The 24,223-nt window shown below is 31.3% G+C and carries 24 protein-coding genes and 2 pseudogenes; 7 read left to right on the top strand and 19 right to left on the bottom strand.

Annotated elements, in window-relative coordinates; all coding sequences use genetic code 11:
- Positions 1-282 precede the first annotated feature (282 nt).
- Entirely contained in the window at positions 283-1,029 is a 747-nt protein-coding gene (locus ACXQH5_RS09540; protein ID WP_078065176.1) for an alpha/beta hydrolase family protein, read from the bottom strand.
- Positions 1,030-1,033: 4 nt separating this feature from the next.
- Positions 1,034-1,507 carry an RNA deprotection pyrophosphohydrolase gene (gene ytkD / locus ACXQH5_RS09535; RefSeq protein WP_000672009.1) on the bottom strand — a complete coding sequence of 158 codons (474 nt, stop codon included), beginning with the start codon at positions 1,505-1,507 and terminating at the stop codon, positions 1,034-1,036.
- A gap of 65 nt (positions 1,508-1,572) precedes the next feature.
- Here ytkD and yidD point away from each other — a divergent pair, with 65 nt between their 5' ends.
- On the top strand, positions 1,573-1,830 hold the full coding sequence (gene yidD, locus ACXQH5_RS09530) for a membrane protein insertion efficiency factor YidD (protein WP_000718107.1): 258 nt from the start codon (positions 1,573-1,575) through the stop codon (positions 1,828-1,830).
- On the opposite strand, the gene menC is transcribed toward yidD, so the two are convergent.
- The 3 genes from menC to ACXQH5_RS09515 form a co-directional block, all read right to left on the bottom strand.
- Positions 1,827-2,828 (bottom strand): o-succinylbenzoate synthase, encoded by a 1,002-nt coding sequence (gene menC / locus ACXQH5_RS09525; protein WP_000778518.1) that lies wholly within the window; start codon positions 2,826-2,828, stop codon positions 1,827-1,829. The genes yidD and menC overlap by 4 nt on opposite strands.
- Positions 2,829-2,832: 4 nt before the next feature.
- Complete coding sequence (menE, locus tag ACXQH5_RS09520) at positions 2,833-4,311, bottom strand: o-succinylbenzoate--CoA ligase (RefSeq protein WP_000348384.1); 1,479 nt, start codon at positions 4,309-4,311, stop codon at positions 2,833-2,835.
- Between the two features lie 159 nt (positions 4,312-4,470).
- A complete protein-coding gene (locus ACXQH5_RS09515; protein ID WP_078065177.1) occupies positions 4,471-4,926 on the bottom strand; it encodes a DUF4909 domain-containing protein in 456 nt (151 codons plus the stop codon).
- A 302-nt stretch (positions 4,927-5,228) separates the two neighbouring features.
- On the opposite strand from ACXQH5_RS09515, the gene ACXQH5_RS09510 reads away from it, so the two are divergent.
- From ACXQH5_RS09510 to ACXQH5_RS09490, 5 genes are all read left to right on the top strand, one after another.
- On the top strand, positions 5,229-5,879 hold the full coding sequence (locus ACXQH5_RS09510) for an excalibur calcium-binding domain-containing protein (RefSeq protein WP_001838615.1): 651 nt from the start codon (positions 5,229-5,231) through the stop codon (positions 5,877-5,879).
- Between the two features lie 80 nt (positions 5,880-5,959).
- Positions 5,960-6,955, top strand: a complete 996-nt coding sequence (locus ACXQH5_RS09505) for a DUF4352 domain-containing protein (RefSeq protein WP_000070638.1) — start codon at positions 5,960-5,962, stop codon at positions 6,953-6,955.
- A gap of 75 nt (positions 6,956-7,030) precedes the next feature.
- Positions 7,031-7,657 (top strand): hypothetical protein, encoded by a 627-nt coding sequence (locus ACXQH5_RS09500; RefSeq protein WP_000669039.1) that lies wholly within the window; start codon positions 7,031-7,033, stop codon positions 7,655-7,657.
- 40 nt (positions 7,658-7,697) lie between these two features.
- Entirely contained in the window at positions 7,698-8,039 is a 342-nt protein-coding gene (locus ACXQH5_RS09495) for a DUF3969 family protein (protein WP_000627534.1), read from the top strand.
- Positions 8,040-8,139: 100 nt separating this feature from the next.
- Entirely contained in the window at positions 8,140-8,712 is a 573-nt protein-coding gene (locus ACXQH5_RS09490) for a hypothetical protein (RefSeq protein WP_000414219.1), read from the top strand.
- A gap of 309 nt (positions 8,713-9,021) precedes the next feature.
- Here ACXQH5_RS09490 and ACXQH5_RS09485 read toward each other — a convergent pair whose 3' ends face one another.
- The 3 genes and pseudogenes from ACXQH5_RS09485 to ACXQH5_RS09475 form a co-directional block, all read right to left on the bottom strand.
- Positions 9,022-9,675: a hypothetical protein gene (locus tag ACXQH5_RS09485; protein ID WP_000657815.1), complete on the bottom strand. Its 654-nt coding sequence runs from the start codon at positions 9,673-9,675 to the stop codon at positions 9,022-9,024.
- Between the two features lie 9 nt (positions 9,676-9,684).
- Entirely contained in the window at positions 9,685-11,697 is a 2,013-nt protein-coding gene (locus ACXQH5_RS09480) for a DEAD/DEAH box helicase (protein WP_000370570.1), read from the bottom strand.
- 193 nt (positions 11,698-11,890) lie between these two features.
- Positions 11,891-12,650: pseudogene (locus tag ACXQH5_RS09475) on the bottom strand (tyrosine-type recombinase/integrase); the annotation flags it as partial.
- A gap of 282 nt (positions 12,651-12,932) precedes the next feature.
- Here ACXQH5_RS09475 and ACXQH5_RS09470 point away from each other — a divergent pair.
- A pseudogene (locus ACXQH5_RS09470) lies at positions 12,933-14,207 on the top strand (polysaccharide lyase family 8 super-sandwich domain-containing protein); the annotation flags it as partial.
- Positions 14,208-14,266: 59 nt separating this feature from the next.
- Here ACXQH5_RS09470 and ACXQH5_RS09465 read toward each other — a convergent pair.
- From ACXQH5_RS09465 to ACXQH5_RS09415, 11 genes are all read right to left on the bottom strand, one after another.
- Positions 14,267-15,121, bottom strand: coding sequence for a M23 family metallopeptidase (locus ACXQH5_RS09465; RefSeq protein ID WP_001044434.1), 855 nt, complete (start codon positions 15,119-15,121; stop codon positions 14,267-14,269).
- A 250-nt stretch (positions 15,122-15,371) separates the two neighbouring features.
- Positions 15,372-16,034, bottom strand: coding sequence for a restriction endonuclease subunit S (locus tag ACXQH5_RS09460; protein ID WP_234720974.1), 663 nt, complete (start codon positions 16,032-16,034; stop codon positions 15,372-15,374).
- Between the two features lie 4 nt (positions 16,035-16,038).
- A complete protein-coding gene (locus tag ACXQH5_RS09455) occupies positions 16,039-17,397 on the bottom strand; it encodes an FtsK/SpoIIIE domain-containing protein (protein WP_031883303.1) in 1,359 nt (452 codons plus the stop codon).
- 53 nt (positions 17,398-17,450) lie between these two features.
- Positions 17,451-19,946 carry an ATP-binding protein gene (locus ACXQH5_RS09450; protein WP_001049264.1) on the bottom strand — a complete coding sequence of 832 codons (2,496 nt, stop codon included), beginning with the start codon at positions 19,944-19,946 and terminating at the stop codon, positions 17,451-17,453.
- Positions 19,947-19,980: 34 nt separating this feature from the next.
- The gene (locus tag ACXQH5_RS09445; RefSeq protein ID WP_000358144.1) at positions 19,981-20,364 is read right to left on the bottom strand and encodes a TcpE family conjugal transfer membrane protein; all 384 of its coding nucleotides are present in this window, start codon (positions 20,362-20,364) and stop codon (positions 19,981-19,983) included.
- 11 nt (positions 20,365-20,375) lie between these two features.
- Positions 20,376-20,636, bottom strand: coding sequence for a TcpD family membrane protein (locus ACXQH5_RS09440; RefSeq protein WP_000015644.1), 261 nt, complete (start codon positions 20,634-20,636; stop codon positions 20,376-20,378).
- 4 nt (positions 20,637-20,640) lie between these two features.
- Entirely contained in the window at positions 20,641-21,696 is a 1,056-nt protein-coding gene (locus ACXQH5_RS09435) for a conjugal transfer protein (protein WP_000692005.1), read from the bottom strand.
- 60 nt (positions 21,697-21,756) lie between these two features.
- Positions 21,757-22,848, bottom strand: a complete 1,092-nt coding sequence (locus ACXQH5_RS09430; RefSeq protein ID WP_000172943.1) for a replication initiation factor domain-containing protein — start codon at positions 22,846-22,848, stop codon at positions 21,757-21,759.
- Positions 22,849-23,022: 174 nt separating this feature from the next.
- On the bottom strand, positions 23,023-23,325 hold the full coding sequence (locus ACXQH5_RS09425) for a hypothetical protein (protein WP_000386891.1): 303 nt from the start codon (positions 23,323-23,325) through the stop codon (positions 23,023-23,025).
- Between the two features lie 13 nt (positions 23,326-23,338).
- Positions 23,339-23,659: a DUF961 family protein gene (locus tag ACXQH5_RS09420; RefSeq protein WP_000805732.1), complete on the bottom strand. Its 321-nt coding sequence runs from the start codon at positions 23,657-23,659 to the stop codon at positions 23,339-23,341.
- A 150-nt stretch (positions 23,660-23,809) separates the two neighbouring features.
- On the bottom strand, positions 23,810-24,094 hold the full coding sequence (locus tag ACXQH5_RS09415; RefSeq protein ID WP_000134547.1) for a hypothetical protein: 285 nt from the start codon (positions 24,092-24,094) through the stop codon (positions 23,810-23,812).
- Positions 24,095-24,223: the final 129 nt, after the last annotated feature.

Genomic DNA, 24,223 nt, shown 5'->3' with positions numbered 1-24,223 from the left:
AATTAAAGAGCCAACCGCTGTTATATTTTAACAATGGTTGGCTCCTCTTATTTTATATGGTAAGAGTTTATAGGCAATTTTATTACAACAAAGCACATTTAAGGTGACCTTCGTGCCAAACTCGCATCACTCATTCAATGGAAGCAGCACGTCTTCACATAAAGTACCGATTCCTAACGCTATGCATGTTGCCCCACTTTGCATTAAATACCGATTCCTCATTCAACGTATATCACACATCTTCAAAGATTGATAGTTCCCATGTGCACACCACGTTTCATACTACCTATGCAACTCAACTTGGTTCATAAACTCTTTAATATAAGTCAATGTTTCAACCATCGCTGGTGGTCTTGGCACATGTCCTTCTGCCATTTGATAAAAAGTTTCATGCGTGGCACCTTTTAACTCTAGTTGATCCGCTAAATAATACGCATGATGAATACCAACTTGCTGGTCTTTCCCTCCATGTACAATTAATATTGGTGGACTGTTTTCATTAATGTTTGGAATCGCTTGGCGTGCCTCATATGCTGCTCGATCTTTTTTCGGATGACCAATCATTCTACGTAACATCCCTCTTAAATCAACGCGCTCTTCATACATCAAATCAATATCTGAGACTCCACCCCAGATGATATAACTACTTACTGGTAGATCTTGAAACGTCAACAACCCTTGTAGTCCACCTCTTGAAAAACCAACCATATGAATAAAAGCTTGCGGATATTTATTATGTAGCAACCTTAATAGTTGCGTCACATCATTTAAATCGCCACGATAAAATTCATCTTTACCTTCACTGCCATTGTTACCTCGGTAGTATGGCCCAATCACTAAAGTTTGACTATCTGAAAATTGCATTAATCTACCTGCGCGCACACGTCCTACTTGGCCTTTGCCACCTCGCAAATATACTACAATGCGTTTTACTTCATGATGTGGTGTCATCATTAAAGCTTTTACTTGTAAGTCATCTGACAAATATGTAATTTCTTCGAATTGATGCGTAAAAGATTCAATTGGCATTCGTTTACGTTTGATAAAATCCAAGTGATTGCACCCTCTCTACGCATTTTAAAATGGTACTATCTTGCAGTAAGAAACTCCGTTGTGCGAGTTCAATATCATTGATACAGTTAAACAACACTGGCCCTGCTGTTTCTAAATAATCGTTCTTGCTTACCAATGATTCAACTTCGATAAAATATACATCTTTTACAAAATCAGTTTGATCATGTGTTTCAATGGTATATTGTGCTATGTAATGAATATTTTTAACTTTGGCACCTGTTTCTTCATATAATTCACGGGTAACTGCTTCAGCACTACTTTCCCCGCATTCCCTTTTACCACCAGGAAATTCAATACCTCGTAAATTATGTTTGGTAAAAAGCAATTGATTTTTAAACGTTGGAATAGCTAGCACATGATTGCCATCTGCTATCTCATTATCCTTTTTAAATGTCAAATTAACTTGACGATTATCTTTATCCCTAAACTTCACGCGCATCACATCCCTACATTGTATGTTAATATAATAGTTAATTACTATCGTTGGAGGCATTAATTATGAAAAAGATATTCTTGGCGATGATTCATTTTTATCAGCGTTTCATTTCGCCACTCACTCCACCAACTTGTCGTTTTTATCCAACATGTTCAGAGTACACTAGAGAAGCGATTCAATACCACGGTGCTTTCAAAGGCCTTTATTTAGGCATCCGTCGTATTTTAAAATGTCATCCGCTTCATAAAGGTGGCTTTGACCCTGTTCCGTTAAAAAAAGACAAGTCAGCAAGCAAGCATTCACATAAACATAACCATTAATATGGTTGTAATTGAGTTATATCCACTAAAGGGGGGCGAAATTCGAGTCGCCCCTCTTTTAATATGCCTGAATGCGCCACCACATCTTGTTCAAAATAATAACCTGCTGGTGTAACATCTCCTGGATAATCACCTTTACGAGCCAGCATCGCTGTAAAATAACGGCTTAAACCATATTCGTACATGCCGCCAATAACCACTTTTACACCATGACTTTTCAAAGTATCAATTGCCGTTTGCACTTTATCAATGCCACCTAAACGAAATGGTTTTAATACGACAACTTTCACATTGTATAATTCTATCAAATTAATTATGGCCGACAGTGACGTCGCCTTTTCATCAAGAGCAATTGGAGGTATTGTTCCATCCACTACGTCATCAAGCATGGAGATATCTTTAAATGGCTCTTCGATATAAAGAACCTGTTCACGCGCTAATAACTGTAACTGTGTAAAATCTTGACGATCCAAGGACTCATTTGCATCTATAACCAATTGAAAGTGGAAGTCTAATTCCCGTAACACTCTAATTTGATACATGATTTGAGGCGTCCATTTTAATTTAATTCTGGTCGGCTTTGTTGCTTTCAATGACTCTAGTTGTTCATTTGATAAGCCGCTCGCTGTCGCTCCATATGCTACTGAAAATGAAGGCAGTACATGAAACATTTGATACAATGCCATGACAATAGTTGCCCTTGCAGCAGGCGTATTTTCCAATGAATCTACTAATTTTAGTGCTGCTTCATACGTTTCAAATGATTTATTTCTATTATCTTCGAACCATTGCTCAATTACATGTTTCACTGAAGCAATTGTTTCATGATCATACCAATCTGTTTGAAAAGCGTTACATTCCCCGAAATATGCATTTCCTTTATCATCAATCAATTCGATAAACAAACAATCACGATGCGTTAAAGTGACTTTCGGTGTTACAATTTGTGACTTAAATGGCTCACTATATTTATAAAAATGCAAAGCTGTCAACTTCATCAAATCATCCTCTATACAACTTATTTCTTTGTAATTTACCTGTTGATGTATAAGGTAAAGTATCAACCTTTTCAAAGTGTTTCGGTACTTTATATTTCGCTAAATGTTGTGATAAATATGCAATCAATTGTGCCTTTGAAATGTCACTTTCACTGACAAAATATAATTTAGGCACTTGGCCCCAAGTATCATCAGGATGCCCTACACATACTGCGTCACTGATACCTGGAAATTGCTTCGCTACCGTTTCAATTTGATATGGATAAATATTTTCACCGCCACTAATAATTAAATCTTTACGTCGGTCATAAATCATGACATAACCTTCATGATCTATTTCAGCAATGTCACCCGTATTAAAATAACCATTTTCAAACGTACCCGTTAAATCTGTTGGATACAAATATCCATTCATCACATTGGCGCCTTTAATCATTAATTCTCCATGACCTTCTTTATTAGGATTTTTAATTTTTACGTCAACATTGGCACTTGGCATCCCTACAGTGTCAGGACGTGCATGCAACATTTCCGGTGTTGCTGTTAAAAATTGCGAACATGTCTCAGTCATACCAAATGAATTATAAATTGGCAGGTTATATTGTAATGCCGTCTCTATCATAGTGGCAGATAATTTAGCACCGCCGAGTAATATTTTTTGTAAATCATAAGGTTCATGTAAACCTTGTTGCATAAGCCAATTTAAAGTTTGTGGCACAAGCGAAATGTGTGTGATGCGTTCATTTTTTATCATCGTTAAAATTTGTTCGGCATTGAATTTATCAACAATGCGCACAGTAAACCCTTCAATAGCAGCTCTTAAAAGTACACTGAGACCCGAAATATGATAAATCGGCAAGACAGATAGCCAATTAGTATCACGATCAAATCCCAAGCTCTCTTTACATCCGATTGCACTGGCATAATGATTACGAAACGTTTGTGGCACCGCTTTTTGAGGGCCAGTTGTCCCTGATGTAAACATAATCGATGCAATGTCATCTAAATTAAATGATGTATTTAATATGTTGGGCGGCGACTCTTTCGGCACCACAGTTTCATTCGATGTATCATATTGGATATCCATTGTCTTGTCCAACAAACCGTTCATTGTAATATCCGTTCCAGCGAATTCAATATCATCCAACGATACAATTTGAAACCCTCGCAATTCCAGTGGCAAGGTACAAAAAATCAATTGTACATCGATTGACCTCATCTGATTCTTCATCTCATTAGGTGTCAACCTTGTATTAATCATCGCAATTTCAATATTTGCCAACCAACATGCATGTATTAAAATGATTGATTGAATCGAATTATCTATGTATAGCCCAACACGAGATTGTTGATAAGCCTTGAGTCTTTTAGCCAATAGACTCGCTTCACAGTATAAATTTTGATATGTATAAGTTTCTTGACCGTCTGTTATCGCAATATGATGTCCATTTTGTTGTGCTTGTTTATATAACCAAAAGTCCATGCGCTATTCCTCCAAAATCATTTACATTATAATTATAACGATTTTATGACATTCTAGCAGTGGTTATGTTTAAAAATATAAAAAAGTAGACGAATTGATTCATTGATATGATTGTTATAATGCTCAATACATATCGTTATATCATTCGTCTACTAAATATCAGTTATTTTTATTTAATTTTAGTGTCATTCTGTCATTCTGATGTGGTGATTTACCCATTGTTGCCACATCATCTGCAATGTCAATTGGTATACGATTCATGTCTTGTAATGCACTTAAATGGAATACTTCATCATCTAAATTTTCAATGAGATATACATAATATGTTATCTTGTCCTTTTTATATTTTAACGTTTTCCAAAAGTCCGGCTTACAATTCAATACATTATCCGGAATATATTCAATAAATAAGTAACGTTTGCTGCCTACCTTGTCTACGAAATATTTTACAGTGCCTTTTTCTATACCTCTTATATGTGCATAGTCTACTGAAAAGTAAATACTACCTATTGTTTCATTATGTTGTTGTATTTCAAATCGTTGGCCTACTATTTTATTATTTGTGCCACAACTACTTAAAAAAATCAGTAGATATAGCATTAAACATATTTTCATCCCCTTGAATTTTAAAAACTTTTTCAAAAGCAACACCTCTAAAAATAAATACAATATATTATATCAAATAGAAATTATTATTTTGTTAAATTATGTTGTCATGTTCGTGTCATTTTGAGTCGTAATACAACTTTACAATTATTAAATTAACACTTCTACAATCCAAAAATGTTTTTAAAGTTTTGAAAAAAATTAAAGTATTTCCACTACTAATTTGGTAAAATATGATTATGTGATATAGTGAAAGCGTTTTACACTTAATAACTCCCTCTTAAATGCATCCAGGTTTTATGTAGTAAATCATGAAAATAACATATAAATATAGAGGAGATTTACCTTTGAATACAGAGAACAACAAGAATCAAAACCAATCTGCTAAAAATTCTGAAAGACGTGGCATGTTAAAAGGATGCGGCGGTTGCCTTATTTCTTTTATTTTATTAATTATCTTATTATCAGCCTGTTCAATGATGTTTAGTAATAATGACAATTCCACTAGTAATCAATCATCAAAAACGCAATTAACTCAAAAAGACGAAGATAAAAGTGAAAATATGCCTGAAGAAAAATCAGAATCAGAAACAGATAAGGATTTACAATCAACCGAAGAAGTACCCGCAAATGAAAATACTGAAAATAATCAACATGAAATTGATGAAATAACAACAACAGATCAATCAGATGATGAAATTAACACACCAAACGTTGCAGAAGAAGAATCACAAGATGACTTGAAAGATGATTTAAATGAAAAGCAACAACCAAGTGATCATCATCAATCCACTCAACCTAAGACTTCACCATCAACTGAAACAAACAAGCAACAATCATTTGCTAATTGTAAGCAACTTAGACAAGTATATCCGAATGGTGTCACTGCCGATCATCCAGCATATCGACCACATTTAGATAGAGATAAAGATAAACGTGCATGTGAACCTGATAAATATTAAACAACAAGCGAATTGAATTCAAATTGTATTTAGCTTTATGCACTAATCACATAGTAAATAATGAGGGAGATTTTTTAGGCATGAGCAATCAATTCAAAAGCGAAGAAGAGCGAAGACAATGGGAACAATTCCAAGCTTTCCAAAATCAACAAAACCAACAGCACCAGCAATACGGACAAAAGAAATCTAAAAAAGGATGGTTCTGGGGTTGTGGTGGTTGTCTAGTATTATTTATTTTAATTATCATCGGTATTTCAGCTTGTACAGCTGGTATCACTGGTAACCTTGGCGGAAATAGTTCTAAAGAAACGAACAAAACCCATAAAATCGGTGAAACTGTTAAAAATGGCGACCTTGAAGTCACTGTAAATTCAGTGGAAACTATGAAATCTGTAGGACCATCTCTTGCACCAACAAACGCTAAAGGTATATTTGTCGTTGCTGATGTGACGATTAAAAACAAAGGTAAAGAAGCGTTAACAATTGATAGTTCCATGTTTAAGCTAAAATCCGGTGATAAAACATTTGAAGCAGATAATACAGGTTCAATGTCTGCTAATCAAAGTGACAATGGTAGTATAGAAAATTCATTTTTCTTACAGCGTATAAATCCTGATAGCACTGCTCAAGGTAAAATTGTTTTCGATGTGTCAGAAAACATAGCCAACGCAAAATATAAAAAATTAGAAGTTATTTCTAGTTTATTTAGCGTCAAGAAGATTACATTTGATTTATCCGATGCTAAAAAAACATCAAAAGCTAAAAAAGACAAGCAAGATACAGAAGTAGCTGTTGCGAGTTCAAATAGCGATAATGTAAGTTATGAAGCTTCGGCTACTACACCTGCTACAACTTCTAGTGAGGATAGTGATTCTGAAGATAGCGAAAAGTCTAATAAAGATGAGGATAAGCAGAATGCGTCTAAAAGTGATAAATCTAGTGTAGAAAAAAGTGAATCTAATGAGGAAACTACTCCTGTAGAGCCCATGCGCCAGAGCAAACCTACCACTAGTGAAGCACCACCTAGTCAAAATATTCACAATGAAGATAGCATGTACGACGCTTCAACAGAATAAAATTTCAGGGTAGCTTGGCTACCCTTCTTTTACGGAAAAATTAATTATACATAATCAAATCAAGGAGATAAAAAAATGAAATTCAAAGCTATCGTTGCAATCACATTATCATTGTCACTATTAACTGCCTGTGGTGCTAATCAACATAAAGAAAATAGTAGTAAATCAAATGACACTAATAAAAAGACGCAACAAACTGACAACACTACACAGTCAAATACAGAAAAGCAAATGACACCACAAGAAGCCGAAGATATCGTTCGAAACGATTACAAAGCAAGAGGTGCTAACGAAAATCAAACTTTAAATTATAAAACAAATCTTGAACGAAGTAATGAACATGAATATTATGTTGAACATCTTGTCCGCGATGCAGTTGGTACACCTTTAAAACGTTGCGCTATTGTTAATCGACACAATGGTACGATTATTAATATTTTTGATGATATGTCAGAAAAAGATAAAGAAGAATTTGAAGCATTTAAAAAGAGAAGCCCTAAATACAACCCAGGTATGAGTGATCAAGCTGAAATGGATAATGAGTCGGAAGACATTCAACATCATGATATTGACAATAACAAAGCCATTCAAAATGATACACCAGATCAAAAAGTCGATGATAAAAACGATAAAAATGCTGTTAATAAAGAAGAAAAACACGATAACCGTGAAAATAATTCAGCAGAAACTAAAGTTAAATAAGGGTATACTTTGATTAATCGTAATTTTTAGGAGAACCGCTATGATAACATTTGAAAATATACAACAACTTGAAAAATACACCTTAATGACTATGCATGGTCTTTTTAATCAACTTAAACTCGGTATTATTTCAATCGACAATGCAGAGCATTCGCTCTTTACACCTTATATGATGGAAACACTCTCTTCCCTTGATGTGAAAACCGACATTATCGATTTAATTCACAAAGGGACAGAGTTAGAAGACTTTGCAGCATTTAATTTATCAATTGATGATACAGTTACAGTCTGTTTACAAAGAACTGAAGAACTATTAAAACAATACAAAAATGTAGAATTCAATGACAAAATATTAATCAATTGGCGCATTATGCAAGAGTAATAGACATATAAAAGTCGAACGTAACTAAGTGGATATTGATTTTATTCTTTCTAAATTACAAGTATTTCATTTTATAAAGTTTGAAAAGAGGTATATTGAAATGGAGAAAAACGAATATACAGCTAAATATAATGAATATAGTCAATTATTAGACGCTACTTACTCGCAAGCTGTAGCATACCTTTTAAATAAATATGGCGCTGTAACCGATGACTATTATAAGGAAAAATCATACACACGATTTTTAAATGGAGAAATCAAAAGTATTTCAAAAGGAAAATACACTAGAGCTAGCGAAGGATTATATTGTCATCACATAAGCGAAGACAAATTCCAAAACTTATCTGACCTAAGATTCATTTCCGAATTTAAGTACTCATATAATTATCAAAAGAAAGAAAACTTAGTTTACTGCGATTTAATCGAGCATTTAATTTTACATGCAATTATTACAAAAGAATCCAAAGGCCAATTTGGCGTAGCTGGATTATGTCAAATGATCAAACCAACAGTCATTGATTGGTACATTGGCGAATATAATCCAAAACCAGCATGGATGCAAGCCACCAAAGCACGTGCCTATCTGCCTGGAATATTAGTAGAGAAATTACTCATTAAAATTGACGATATGTTAAAAGGAATAGAAATATATGATTTCCTTGAGTCTAGATAAATGATTAATGGATATTTATTTTTTGCTGTTGAGATTTTGTTATAGATATTAAAACCTGTAATTAAATATATTTTATAAAAATAGACCACGCATACCTATCTATAAACGGACAATGTTTATAAATGAGTTTGCATGGTCTTGAATTGTATTAGTTTTCTTTTGGTTTTAATAAATCGACTGTAAAAGTCAATATAAAAATGTACATCAATGATTGCATAGGAATATACAAAATTGTTTTCTATGCAATTTCCTTCTTAGGTGAAAGATCTTTGTAATCTATAGGTTTACTCATACGTTTTTGGGATATCGTCATTTTGAGATAAAATAACTATCCGTATTTAAGTCAAGAATATCCATAAAAGCGTTACAATCAAGTGTATCTTTAATTCCAATCTTAAAGGTACCGTGAGGAGTATAATTTATATCAATATGATTTAATGGGTGTAACTTACCATTTTCGTGCACCTCATCATAATCGTATCGTAAATAACCCGATTCAAACATCTGTAGGTTTTTAAGTACTTGCCATACTTCATCTTTATTCGGTTTTGTTTCAAAACTGTCTATAACTTGCATCAATTCAGAATCCAAATCAAGAATCCCCTGAATTTCTTTTCCAAAAAAAGTTTCTTTAAACGCTAATTTCAGAACTGTAAGGTTAAGCGCATTTAATTCTAAATTAGTAATAGAATCGTAAATTATTAAATTGTTACTTTCTTCCTGAACTTCAACACTGAAAGGAAAATTAAATGAGAAAATCTTATTCTCAATTACAAAAAACAACCGTTTCATTTTATCAACTTTTAAGATGATATAATTATTACTTGGTTTTTCTAAAACATCAGCATTTTTCAGTAATAGAATAGCTTCTAGCATTAACATAATAACATGTTGTTTTGTTCTAATTGGTTCAGAAGCTATTTCTACGAATCTTTTAGTCATTCGTACTGTAAACTCTTTCATACTAACACCCTATACCATATCAATATTTTTGTTAATTACCTTATAAATTTTTTCAAAATCCACACTCCCCGGTAACAATACATTAACCATTTCATGAATTTTTTCTTTTGCTTTTTGATCTTGAATATGAAACGATTGGCGCAAAATCTCTTCTACAATTTGGTATTGAGATTTATTTTCACTAGCTTCTAGCATCAATTTAGATTTATCCATTATTTCATCAGGTTTTGGCTTTTCCACCTTAAGTTGTCCCGTATCGTTTAACTTTTCTGCTGCATCTCCAAGTTTAGAATTGAGTTCTCCATTTTCTTCTGAAAGTATTAAATAGCTTGTGATAAATGACCTGGTAAGCATCATATATAGTGAGTTTCTAATATTTGTATTACTATTAAGTACAGAGGTGGTTATACAAATAATAAAGGGAAATTCTAGACCTTTTATATTATTTCGATTACTTATAAACAAAGCATTTTTTGTTTTATTTTTTACTTCATAACCTTTAATGGATTTCCACCCAAACATTTGATCAACCTTAATAATCAATTGTTCAGCAAGTTCATAGTTTGAATTATTGTCTTCAAGGAATACGACTCCAATATCACCTGGTTCGACAGTAGGATTTTTTTCTCGAATATCTTGAATAGCCGATAGAACTTTATCCAAATACTTGTCATCTAAAGCAACAGAAAGTTTGAGGCTGGTAATATCTTCTGCAATATTTTCAAATCTTTTTAAAGGCTCTCTTGAAAAACTGTAATAATCCCCTTCTTTTTCAATTGTGTATCCACAGGCTTCCCATTCTTCATCACTTAACCATCTAACTACCGGCCTCTCTAAAAGTCCAAATCCTATTGCGTGTGCAAACATTAGCGTTTTTGGATCAGTCCTATAAACTCTATTCAAAAGAAAGTCAGGCACTATTTCTGTGTTTTCATTATAGTAATAAATACTTTGAAAGATGTCTCCGGCAATATAAACTTGTTTTATTGTAACTTTTTTACATAATTCGAAAAAAACTTCATTAAAATCTTGACTTTCATCGATTAGAATGTAATCAAAGAACGGCTCAAATATCCCTTCTGATTCAAGTTGATTCAGCTTTTCTAAAGCATCTTTACATACCGATTCAAAAGATATAGACCAGTTGTACCTTTGAAAAGGAATTTCGTAATAATCACAAATAAAACTATATAAACCTGAATTTTTATCTACTTTAGAGCCCCAGCTACGTTCTACCCAAAGTCGCTCGCCCCATTTAATTTGCTCATTAACTTTCATGAAATCAAAAAAAGCAGGGATTCGCTCATTCAAATCTTGTGCTAAAATCTTACTATAACAGGTGAAAAATATTTTTGACTTTTCCTCGTTAACGTAAATATCCTTAAGTTTATGTAACAGTAATTCCGTTTTACCCGTGCCTGCTAAACCTTGAATTGTTACTACTTTTTTATCTGGTTGTTTGTAAATGAACCTTGTTTGTTCTCCATCAAATAGAGTAATATTTTTCTTAATTTGTTCTAACGTATTTCCAGGGAGTTCTCCATCAACACGATCAATATCATTGATACTTCCAGTTAGTAAAGATATCAATAACTCACCTTTACGTGCATCTATACCAGTTAATGAACAACTTTCGATAATCGAAGTTATATCATCAGTAGTCTGGAAGTCAACTTTTTTTACAAGCTTATCTCTCCATTTTCTTGGTCTACCCAAAAAATTATTATAATTATATTTATCTGATATAATCCCAAGATCTTCAATAAAATCCGCAGAAAAGTCTTCAAACGCATCCGTATCATTACCAACATTAATAACTAATAGCTTAACTTTTGGAATAAGAATTACAACCGCATCTTTATAAGCGTATTTATATTTTCTTTCACCTACTGGTTTGTTTATTACATATACTTGTTTTTTTTCCTCTTGGGATAGTTTTTTCAGATCCCTTATTATAGAATGAATCCTTGGATTACTCTCTGTATTAGCATCCAAGTGTTCAAAGAAATAGCTATTATCCATTAACTTCCATCCTTTCGCTAATTAATAAGTATGATTCCATACATTTGAAATAAAGGATAAGTAATATCTTTAATTCAAGAACATCTAAACTAATCTTTAGTGTACACCTCTTCATTTTCAATGAAACTATTTTTTGTTAATCTCAATTTGATTGATAATTCTCCTTTTATTTGAATCATTCATTTTTCTTTCTCTAAAGATATTTATTAAACTTAAATTTCTTATACTGATCTGAAAAAAGTATATAGGTGTTTAATGTTGCTTGAACATGTGTATGCCCTAATCTCTTTTGAAAGGATGCAACAACCTATCCATCCCTAATTAGCTGTGTTGCATTAGAGTGACGTAAATTCTATTCCAGTTCTTTTAACAATTCTTCTTACCAGATCAATAACCCTTTGATACTTTAGCGGTTTTCCGAAATATGCTTGTGTTAAAAAAATAAAGACATAATTGTGCTCAAGATCCTCACAATACTCAATACATAATTCCCTGAATAAAGTGCCATAAGTTCTTTACTTACATATATTGTTCTTTCCTTCTTTAGTTTAATATTGGCCTGAAGGTCATTACCATATCTGAGTATGAAATGAATTTGATTATCCTAAGTGACAAAGTCTTTATGTCTTAACGATTAACACTTCCCCGATTCGTAAACCTTCCTCATAAGTAATCATTAAATTTAATTTATCTTACTTTGTATGACAAGCATCAACTATTTGTTTGACTTCTTTTGATGTTAAAATTTTTATTTTCTTTTTATTAACCCTTAATTTTAGTACATTTTTTTAATATTTCTATTTATTAATATGATATAATTATCCTTTCAAAACTCTTCCTCTTTCTTGTTTAAATACATTAATTGATTTAAATTTTCTTAGTCTGGTTAAGTATTTCAAATAGCTCATAACCGTATTTAGAATAGTATTTTCATTTGTTTCTTTTCTCACGGCTTCTGATAGCTACATATCCATTACCTTTAGTTCATTTTGGTAACAATCTCATAAAGTTCGATAATTCCTCAAATCCTACATCATCTATTATTGTATCTGTCTGCTCCATAAACTTATAAAAGAGATTTAATTTGAATCTTCACATTCTCCCCTCTTTTTAATTATTACAACTACTATAAATTATAGCTCTTGTTAGTTTCTATTTAAAGAAATATAATGGCACATATCACCTTTCCTTAAATACTTTAATTAACACAATTTATTGTAATATGAATAGTGCGTGATGACATGGACACTATTACTTCAAAAAAATATAAGCAAATCGTTAAAATTTCTGTTAATTCTGATTCGAGTTATGACTCAAATGACACATTAATTTCTTATTCAGACATTAGCAAATTGAAATCTTTAATATAAGACAGCACTATTTCTACTAACGGTTTAACACAACAACTTAAAATATATAATGACATGGACCGTGTCACCTATCACAATAAAGACCTGGACTTTGCATTTGGTTTAAGTATGACGTCGAAAAACGTCGCACGTTACGAAAGTATCAATAATGAAAACTTAAAAGGTTGGCATACTGGTGCTGGAATGTCTTATTTATACAATAGCAATGTGAAACACTACCGTGATAACTTCTGGGCAACAGCTGATATGAAAAGATTAGCAGGTACTACAACTTTAGAAAATGAAGAACCTAAAGGTACGGATGTTAAAATGTCTAGTAAAACTTTTGTAGGCGGAACAAAATTTGATGACCAACATGCTAGCATCGGAATGGATTTTGAAAATCAGGACAAAACTCTAACTGCCAAAAAATCATATTTCATATTAAACGATAAAATTATCTTCTTAGGAACTGGCATTAAAAGTACTGATTCATCAAAGATTCCAGTGACAACGATTGAAAATCGCAAAGCGAATGGGTATACGTTATATACAGACGATAAACAAATAACCGCTTCCGATAATCAGGAAACCAATTCAGTCTTTTTAGAATCAACGAATAGCACTCAAAACAATATAGGCTTTCAATTTTTAAACAAATCGAAAATAACTGTAAAAAAAGAAAGTCATACTGGTAAGTGGAGTGATATAAATAAAAGTCAAAAATCAGAAGACAAAAAAGATGAGTATTATGAAGTAAATCAAAAGCATTCTAATACAGATGATAAATATGGATATGTGTTGTATCCAGGCTTATCTAAAGATGACTTTAAGACAAAAAAAGATGAAGTAACTGTCGTTAAGCAAGGAGATGACTTCCACGTTGTGAAAGATAATGAATCGGTTTGGGCTGGTGTTAATTACAGCGATAGCACTAAAACTTTTGAAATTAATGGTACTAAAGTTGAAGTTAAAGCCAAAGGTATGTTTATACTTAAAAAGAAAGATGATAAAACTTATGAATGTAGCTTCTTTAATCCCGAATCTACAAATTCCGTTTCAGATATAGAATCAAAAATTTTTATTAAAGGTTACACCATAACTAATAAAAGTGTCACAAACTCTAATGATGCAGGTTTAAACTTTGAATTAACTAAATAATTAAGAAAAACTCGGCACTATACTATTTTTATAGTGTCGAGTTTTTATAAGCATAACTATCATTCACCTTGTAATCCGCAGACCACATCACCCTTGATAAGTTCTCGATTATTTATAAATCGAATTTTCAAAGATGTACATGCTTCAATATTCTTATCATTCATTACTTGAAAATGTATATGAGGTTCAGTAGAGTTGCCAGAATTCCCAACCTTCCCAATGATGTCACCATATTTAACATTTTGCCCCTCGTCCACAATGATTGAATATTGTTGTAAATGAGCGATTAAGCTATACTCATTTTCTGCGTGCTTGATTACAATATAATTTCCTAAAAACTGTGATTCATTCGTGCTTCCAATACTATTGTCTTGAACTCCACTCACAACTTTTTCAACTGTACCATTTGCTGGCGCAATGATATCTTTTCCAAAACAAAAATAATCAGTATTTACTTTTCCTAGGTTCTTATATGTTTTATGATTTTCTTTAATAACTAAATCAATAGCATACCTTTGATGTGGGTATAAATAGTGATAATTATATAATTCATTATCTCCACCCCAAAAAACCTCATAGCAATCAGTTGTCGGCACTGCATATTTTAAAGTCGTTTCATTCTTAATCGCATCATAATTGATTAACGGACGCATAACAAATCCGATAATACTATTATCTTTCCAAGTCACTGACACTCCAAATTGATTTGCTTTATCTATCCATATTTGCTCAATAGTACCATCATTTTGAGTACACACTTTTAATTCATGTACATCAGACTGCCTTGTATAAGATTTGAAAAGTTTCCTAAACTGCCAATAACTAAACTCTTGCTTCAAATTTTGATCAAAAATCTTATATATTTTCCTGCTCTTACTTTTATTTAAATAATCCCCAAAGTTTGTTTTATTCATATATACTTAACCTCTTATATTTATTTTGGTATCAATTCTATATTAATAATATGTTCATAATTTTGATTAGGACATTTTTCATATAAAATAGGAGTTTATCTCACTTATAATTCATTATCCAATTATATTTTAATATATACGTGATGCAATTCAATATTATTCTCATGATTTTTACTGTAATGATTTATTATTTATAAGATTTCAAAAAAATCCCTCACTGACAAATAGTGGGGGATTTTATGCATTACTATTAAATAAACATCGATTGAAGTAAGCCTTTTTTCTGTTGTTGAAGTATTTCTATTTTTTGTTTTTCTAATTCAATTTGTTGGTCAAATCTATCTAAGAATTCTGCTATTTTTTGCTGTTCTAACTTATTGGGCAAAACTAAAGGTAATTTTGCATATTCTTCACTATTAATGCCCGGTTGACCAGATCTTACAGACATGACCTTCACCCATTTGTTATATTTTGATGTTAGTGTAAATTGGTATATGAACAAAGGATTATTTTGTTCGTCTATTTCAAATTTTATTAAAAATCCAGCGAAATAGTAATTATAAATATCCTTTTCTTCTTTGTGAATATAACTTTTGCCCGTGCTAGCACCAGTTCGTGCAAAAAGAATATCATTTCTTTTCAGCTTGTACTTATTATTAAGTTCATCAGGTGTAGTTAAGTTTTGATAATTTAATTTCCTTGATTTTTCATCAATATCAGTAATTCTTATATATATATTTTTCGAATCAAACCTTGTTGCAGATGCACCTATACCATACATAGATTGTTCTGTAATATCCCCTAACTTCTTCTCTTTCCAAACTGGATTAGAAACAGCGTAAGCACTCACAGATGTTAAAAGCAGAATAGGCAAAATTAAAAAGCATAAAAGATACACACTTTTATGCTTCATCAAATCACTCCTTATTTAATATTTGTTTCACATCTTCCACAAAATCATATTGTTCCATTAAAGGCGCATCAAATAAAATTGGTTCATTATATTGTCCAAGTATAGAAATATAACCTCGACCGATATCACTATCATGAATCGTTTGAAATTCTTTATCAGTTTGACCAAAGGTCATACGATAACCATCATTTGACAAATTACCTAAAGACACACGCAACCCTAATTGGTCACGCACATTACCTTTAATCACATCTGCATCTGGTCTTTGTGCTGTTAAAAACATAAATACACCAGCTTGACGACCTTTCATAATAATATTAATTAAATAATCATTCATTTCTTGTAATTCTTTTTTATCTAAAGTTGAAGTAAAAGCCGTTACCTCGTCAAAAATAATGAAATAAGGACGCATATCAAAATTACGGAAATCATTCCCGATTTTATAATCCGAACTATCATTCATTAATCTAAAACGCTCTTCCATTTCATTATTAGCTTCTCTCAATTGTTTTAATATTTGACCTTTAGTATCTGCAACTTTATCATCACCAATAACGCGCTTCATAAAGCTCAAATCTGAAACTTTTGGGTCTAATAAACGTACTTCTGAATGTCTACGGAATAACTCACGAATCACATAAAATAAAAAATATGTTTTACCACCTCCGGTTATACCTGTAACCAATCCATGAGGTGCTTTCACAAAATCCCAAGTAATTTGATGCGTAATAGCAATTTTTGTATCATAAAAAATTGTATTTGATTCTTGTTCGCCATTCATAACAATACGCTTTTTATATTTAAGTGGCATAAATTCATATCTCAAATAACGACCAATATGCTTTTTTTCTACTAATTCAGAATTAAACATTGGTTCAATAATCGTCTCTAACTCTAAATAATTATCTTGAAACCTCGAACCGTCTTTCTTAATATGAATAACAAAAGATTTTTTACCACGCTTATAAAACATTGTTGGATAATAATCATATTCAGTTTGTTTATAATCAATAGGGATATACTCAGTTGTTTTCTTGATTACTGTACGATTATGAAAACCTTGTGTTTCAATCATTTCAGCCAAATCTTTTGTTTTAAAACGTATTAAAAACTGAGCAATAAGCTTACATATCACAAATATAATTGCTGTACCAATTAATAAATACAATAAATGCGGTTTAAAATATGCAAACAACGTCCATATATCCAATTTTTTATTAACTGATTTATAATCAATAAACAAAATGTATATACGATATACCAAAAAAATAAATGCTAATACACCTGCAAACATAAAATCAATATACTTCTGATAAGGCTGTATACGTACGCCTTTAAATAAAGCAATTTCATTCATTGCCATCAAATCCACTCCTTTAAAATAAAAAGCACATACAATTTTGTATGTGCTAAAAATTACATCGCAAATTTTTCTTCAGCTTTAGAGCTTGCAGAATCTTCTTGTGTTCTAAATGCTTCAGTCATTTCCTCAAATGGACAATGTACAACCATTTTTCCAACACGTCCATAAAAATCACTAAATATACATTGACCTTTCTTCAAATCTTTCAACATTTCCATATTTTCAGGAGATTCTTTTGAATATTCTAAGCCTAAAGATTTTAAAATATCCTCACGTTCATCTTTTTCATCAAATGCAAAATGACAACCAAAGTTACCACCATCATCATCTGCTTTATCTTTTACCGATTGTGTAATAAATACAAGTGAATTATTCTCAGAACGTCCCGTTCTTTTTATACGCTTACCAACTTTTTTACCTTGTCTTGAAGCACTAAAAGCCCAACCCTCATCAATAAATATAGTCGTTTGAACATCTCTACGAGAACCGAATTTCTCTAAAAACTTACCAATTAATAACATTAATGTAATCCCATTTTTCTCACTTGTTGAATAACTTGATGTATCATCATCTGCTTTAGGCATATCTAAACCTTTAACCTGTAAAATAGTTGCTTTTTCTTGAATATTTAAAGCTGGATTCGTACCATCACTAAAAACAAGTTTTAAAATATTGTTTTGCGTTTTTTCAAATAATAAATCGCCTGCATTTTTTACATGCTCATCTTCATTATTCTGTAATTTTTCAATTACATTTAATGAACCAACTTTTTTACCATTTTCACGTTCTTCAACCGTATCAGAAATAGCTTGATAAATTGCCGTTTCAATATGATGATAATTTTCAAAAGATTTAATTTCATCAAACACTGATTTCAACATCTCATTAGCTTCAATACCATCTAAAAATACAATAGGGTCTAGACAACCATAATTGGTTGAATCTTCATAATTCAATGTTACATATTTAAATGTTTTTAAATGATTAATAAATAGGGGATACTTTTCTTGCATTTCCTTACTTTCTGTTACTCTGTCAAACCATTCTGCAAACTCAGATTTTGGATCCCAGTACAACATTTGACCTTTAAAAAATGATGTATAAATCCATAATAATTTTGCTAAAAATGATTTACCTTTACCAGTTTGACCAGTAATTAAAACATGCGGACTATCACTGACAGCCCCTTTAATACCTTTTGCAGCCAACAATAAACTAAATAAAATTATATCCCTTGAACTTGCAACAGCTTCCTCACGTGAAACAGAACGAATAAATTTATCAATACGCCCTATATAAAAACCTGTTTTTGTTCCCAAACTTTGAGACACACCAAATAAATTTTCTGCTATACCTGTTGCCGTAGTTCTTTGTAACCAATACTTATTAATAAATAAATCATTACCATGTAAACACTGATAAAACAATTGTAACTGGTCAGCTAATGGATTAACTGCATATATTTGAGTTTCCTTTAATCGTTTCATCAAACGCTTTGCTTTACGTTTACAGTCTCTATAATCATCACTTTTAATTACAAACATAAATACCCACTCAATAAATACACCTGAGCCAGTCACTTCTCGTTCCATTTGATTCAATACAAACAAATTATCTTGAACATCTTCCGAAGCACTATCGCCAGTATCTTGCTTTTCTTTTGCTTGTTGTTTATGATTTATTTTCGCACGGTCAAATTTTTTCTTAACTTTTTCATTATTAATAATTTTTGCTTTTACATGACATTCAACCGGAAAAGGCATATTTTGAGCTTTCTCAAATAAATGTGTATATTCCATATCTAACGGAAAATCATCAACAACAACTGTTGTTGTGTAAAATTTTTCATTATCATTTTCAACTTCTAAAACACTCAAACGAGTGGGGTCAATTACTGCATTATAAATATCTGTAATAGCTCGTCTTGAAGATTCTTCCTGTACGTCATGTGTTGCATTTGATATAAATGGCTTCCGAATAATATAAGCCAGCTCATTCTCAGTTAAACGTTCGCCTCCAATACCTAGAAAACTATCAGCCAAATCTCGTTCAAATGTTTTATACTTATCTAAAATTTTATCGTCTAAATTAACATCAAAACCAAAATTCGAAACAATACGCTCAGCCGTATCTGATAATGTACTTTTTAAAATCTCTTTAAGTGTAACTGCATCGTCAGCTAATTCACGTATTTTAACACCCATAACAAAAGAATTATGCGTAATCATTTGTAATTCTTGTTCTAATACGTCAATAGTTTCTTTTGAATAATATTCAGCTACATTAAAAGCTTCATCATCAAAATCTTTACTAATTTCTTTAAATTTATTTCGCAAATCTAAATCATGGTCATACATTTCAAAATGAAAATCTTGATAACCTTTAATCGACTCTAAAAAATAACGCATACGCTTTTTTGATTCTTCTTTTGCATCATAATTTGCTGTTGAAATAGACTCAGAACGAACACGATAATACGCCCAAACTTCGCCAGTTTTCGTTAATAACAAATTATCTCTTAAACCTGCATACGGTGCTTTTAAATTCATGTCATCCCTCCAATAAAAATAACCCCAATAGGGGCTATTTAAATGTTATTTTTTTATCATGATATTCTACTTCTTCATCATAACTTAATTTAACTTTTCTTAGCTGCACATTAAAAACAAATATTACAAAATCCCATAAGAAGAAAAATAATTTCTTTCCATCTTGTTTTAACTTAACAATATATTTCGTTATATAATATGGTGCAACCGTAAAGTAAATAAACATAAGTCCACCAATCGACATAATGACAGGCTGTAATAAATACCAAAATAACAAAAATAATATAAACCATACAATCAAAAATGTAGCCCAAAAATCTAAACGAAAACCCTTATTAATACGAAACTTATCTGTAAATTCATACATAACTATCGGTTGTTCAAAAGTTCGCTTTAAATTATAAGCTTTTTTATCCAAATGGAATCACCTCAACCGCCAAAAATCATTTTCCAAATACCAGAAATTGCATTAAACACTTGTTCAGGACCTTTAGAAACTAAGAATAAAAGACCACCAACAATAAACAATGCAATCATTCGCCCATACTTACCAGTAGCCCAATGTACAATACCAACAATTAATACTATCAAACCAATACCAGTACCAACTTCATTACCTATCCAATCCCCAAGTCCATCAATAGATGGACGGTCAGCACCTAAAACCAAAAAACTAAATAAACCACTCATAACATTAACCTCCAATAGAATTAGTCATATTTTTAACGTAATATTTACCATCTTTTTTCGTTATATCTAATGTGTAATGTTCCAAATTCTCCAAAGGAGAATCTTTATCTTTCATCAAAATTTCAACTTTAGCAACATAATCATCGCCTTTTGGATATAACCTAATTTCTCTTATTTGAGAAACTTCTCTAGTTCCTTCTAATCCCTCAGGATTATCCATTAAATAAGCCATATCATCAGGCTTACTAGAAGCATATTTATTAAAGAAATCCTCAATAAATGCTTTTGCTTTCGGATTATCTTCACGTTTATTATCTTTCAAGTTATCCTCAACCATCTTAGCTTTATTTAATTGACTATCAGGAATTGGAGTAAAATAAGGATATTCAACAACAACATACTTATTATTCTCACTCTTAATAGGTATATTAATTAGAATATTTTGATTTACTTTACGTTGCTTTTCTTCTGTTTTTGTTTCATATTCATCTTTATCTTTATCATTTTTCTTTTTCTTCTTTACTTTAACTTCTTTCTTTTCAGTAATATTCACATCATAATTAACAATATACTGTATAATCGTTTGTTTATCTTTACGTTTAATATTATAAAATTCCTTACTATTTAATTTACGTTCAGTATCTGATGTTTTTTCTTCAGGCTTTTTATAATCTGATGGAAAATATTTCAATAACTCTTTTTCTCTAGATTCTAATTCTTTTGAGTCTTTAGAAATATTCATATACGTATCAATAAATTTATCAGCATATAACTTTAATTTAGGACTATACTGAACTGTATTCGCATTATCTTCATACTTTTTTTGAATCATATTCGTTTTATTAACTGCTTCTTTACTATCATTATTTGCTCTTGTAGCTTTAATAAAAGAAGCTAATAAAAGAATTAACAAAATAGCTAATAATGAGTAAAAACAAATTACAATCATCTTACGACGATTTTTAAATTTTGGAATTACTCGGCGTTGTTCTTTAGGAATATCAAAATGCTTTCCGTTTTTAGAAAATCGTGTTAAAATGTACTTACTTATTATTTTCATAAACGATTTTCTAAAATCCTTTACGAAATTTTTAATAAAAATCACATCCCAGTTATTTTTTTAACACTTATCTTTTGATAAGTGCTTTTTTTGTTTTAAAGCCTCCAAATAATGATTAATTCTATTCGTATGCTCATCATTAAATTGTGAATGCGCTAAAATTTTATCTAAAAAATCAGTATCTGTAAGCAACCCCTCAGATTGCGCCATACTTTCGGCAGTTAAAACTGTATCTAAAGTAGTAGCAACTTGTTTACATAACCAATCAAGATTATCCTCAATGGATTTTAATGTTGGTCTAGTAGTTAAATTCAATTTTTCAGTATCTTTAATAAATAACGCCCAAGGTCTATACAATGGCCACCGCTTACGATTTTTATCATTTCCATCTTTAGGAGGGGAGATAAAACGCAAATTATTATGCAATATAGACTTTACAATTTCGCTTATATTATCTGTTCTACTCAAAACTTTCGCACAATTAACTGCATATGCCTTTCGCATTTGTATTTCATAACGATTCCATAACCCAATGTCTTCGACATCACAATGACGTTTAAACGCTTGTTCATAATTCTTTTCATAAAATCGACAATATAAATTGCTTTGTTTAGAACCAATATAAAAAGTAGCGCCTTTACTTCTTCCGTCTGATAAATTAAAACCGTTTATTGCGCTTCCAGCTCTAAAACGTGAAACACACTCAGCTTTTTCAGCCTTTTTAATTAATAAAGGCACTTTTAAATATGTTTTATAATCATCAATTGCAATATCAATTCTTGTAAAATTTGCATTAACTGATAAACATTTATCAAAAAAATCTTGCCAAGTTTTATTCAACTGTTGTAAATGATGTTCAAACTCTCTACAACCTGTACCAGTTAACTGTAAGTGAATGCCCATTGATTCATCATCACTTGAATAATACAATTTAATGTTTGAAAATTCATAACCGCGATTATAAAAGTAAATGCCACTATTTCGTTTTTTGAACAACGTTATAGGCAAACCGATAACGTCCTCAATTACTGCTGAAATAGGGGTTATATGGAAAGTGACCTGAACCCAGTCAACAACTGCCTCCACGGCACTTTTATTTGTACGCTCTACCCCCCTATTAGTAAGGGGGGTACACTGGTTTTTTAAAGTCATATTTATTTATGCCTCCTATCAAATCGCAAGCGATTTGATACATGACCGTTCTCGCTTTTTTAACGCGTATTTGTCGCAGGCTCCGCCCAAATGCTTAACGCACTCCGTGCTTGCATTTCTGCGCCTGCATACGCTAAAAGCTACACGGTCATGTTAAATCACTAATACTATATGTTAAACATCAATATCGCCAATATAAATACAATCTTCCAAATTCACTTGTAGCATTCTGCCATGTCCTGCTTCACTCAAGCTCATACACAATAGACAAAGGTCAGCGTAAATTTTAGGCCGACCTTTTACCGTATTTTCTTTAACGTAACTATCATTAAATTTAGACTGTATTTCTTTAGCTAAAGTCATTAATGAAACTTTATCGCCCCAATTTATACGACTAGCAACATAGTTTAAAATAGGTTCACTCAAATTTGAACTATTTGTGTAGCGATATAATCTATCTGCTGTATAATAATCCATTTACATCACCTAATTATTTTTGTTTAAGTGCATTATTAGAACCAACTACTTTAATATCTTCTGCATTCCAGCTATATGCGATAGTTCCAAAATCGCCTGACATTTGAACATACATTTTAACGTCTGGTTCAACTAATTCGCATTCTTGTAAATAGTCTAATTCTACTTTATTAGGCGTTTTAACAGTAATTTGTTCGCCTTGTTCTTGACTCGCTAATTTATATGCATAAACAGTTTTATCAGTACGCTCTCCATTTTCATATTTATATTTTTCATCTACACCTAAAAAGTTTAATTGTCCTAAAGTTTTTTTAATATCCAATACTGGTTTCATAATATATCCATCCTTTACAAAATTTTTAATAAAATTAAACGACTTCTAAAGGGTCGCACGAATAGGAATAACTCCCGCAAATCCGTACCACTGCATTTTTGATAATGGAGTGTCTATGCTTCTCCTGACCTATCATATTTTTAATCAAACCTATCGGTTCATCACCTCAAAAAATTCTAAGTCTTCAATTGAAATATGATACATCTTACAAATAAATGTATTAGACACACCATATTGTTTTAAAAATTTATAATCCTTATAAGTAAATCGATAATCATTCTTTTTTGCCATTTCACAAACTTCTAATATACGAAAATATGCAAAATTATACATTTTACAAATTTTTCTTTTAGAAACACCATGAAATCTTAAAATTACAAATTTACGATAATTTAATTGATTTGAACCATCAAAAAAAGGTGTAAACTCAGTCATAATTATCAATTCCTTTCATAAGAATTAACTGTTAACTAGAGTTTACACCACCTACTAAAATCGATAACATCATCAAGATGATTAATCATTTGATTCATTTTCAAATATTCTAAATTCGCTTTTAAGCGC

The sequence above is a fragment of the Staphylococcus sp. SA22 genome, assembly GCF_054165785.1.
The sequence above is the reverse complement of the archived record's forward strand: the minus strand, read 5'-3'. Positions and strand labels throughout refer to the sequence as shown.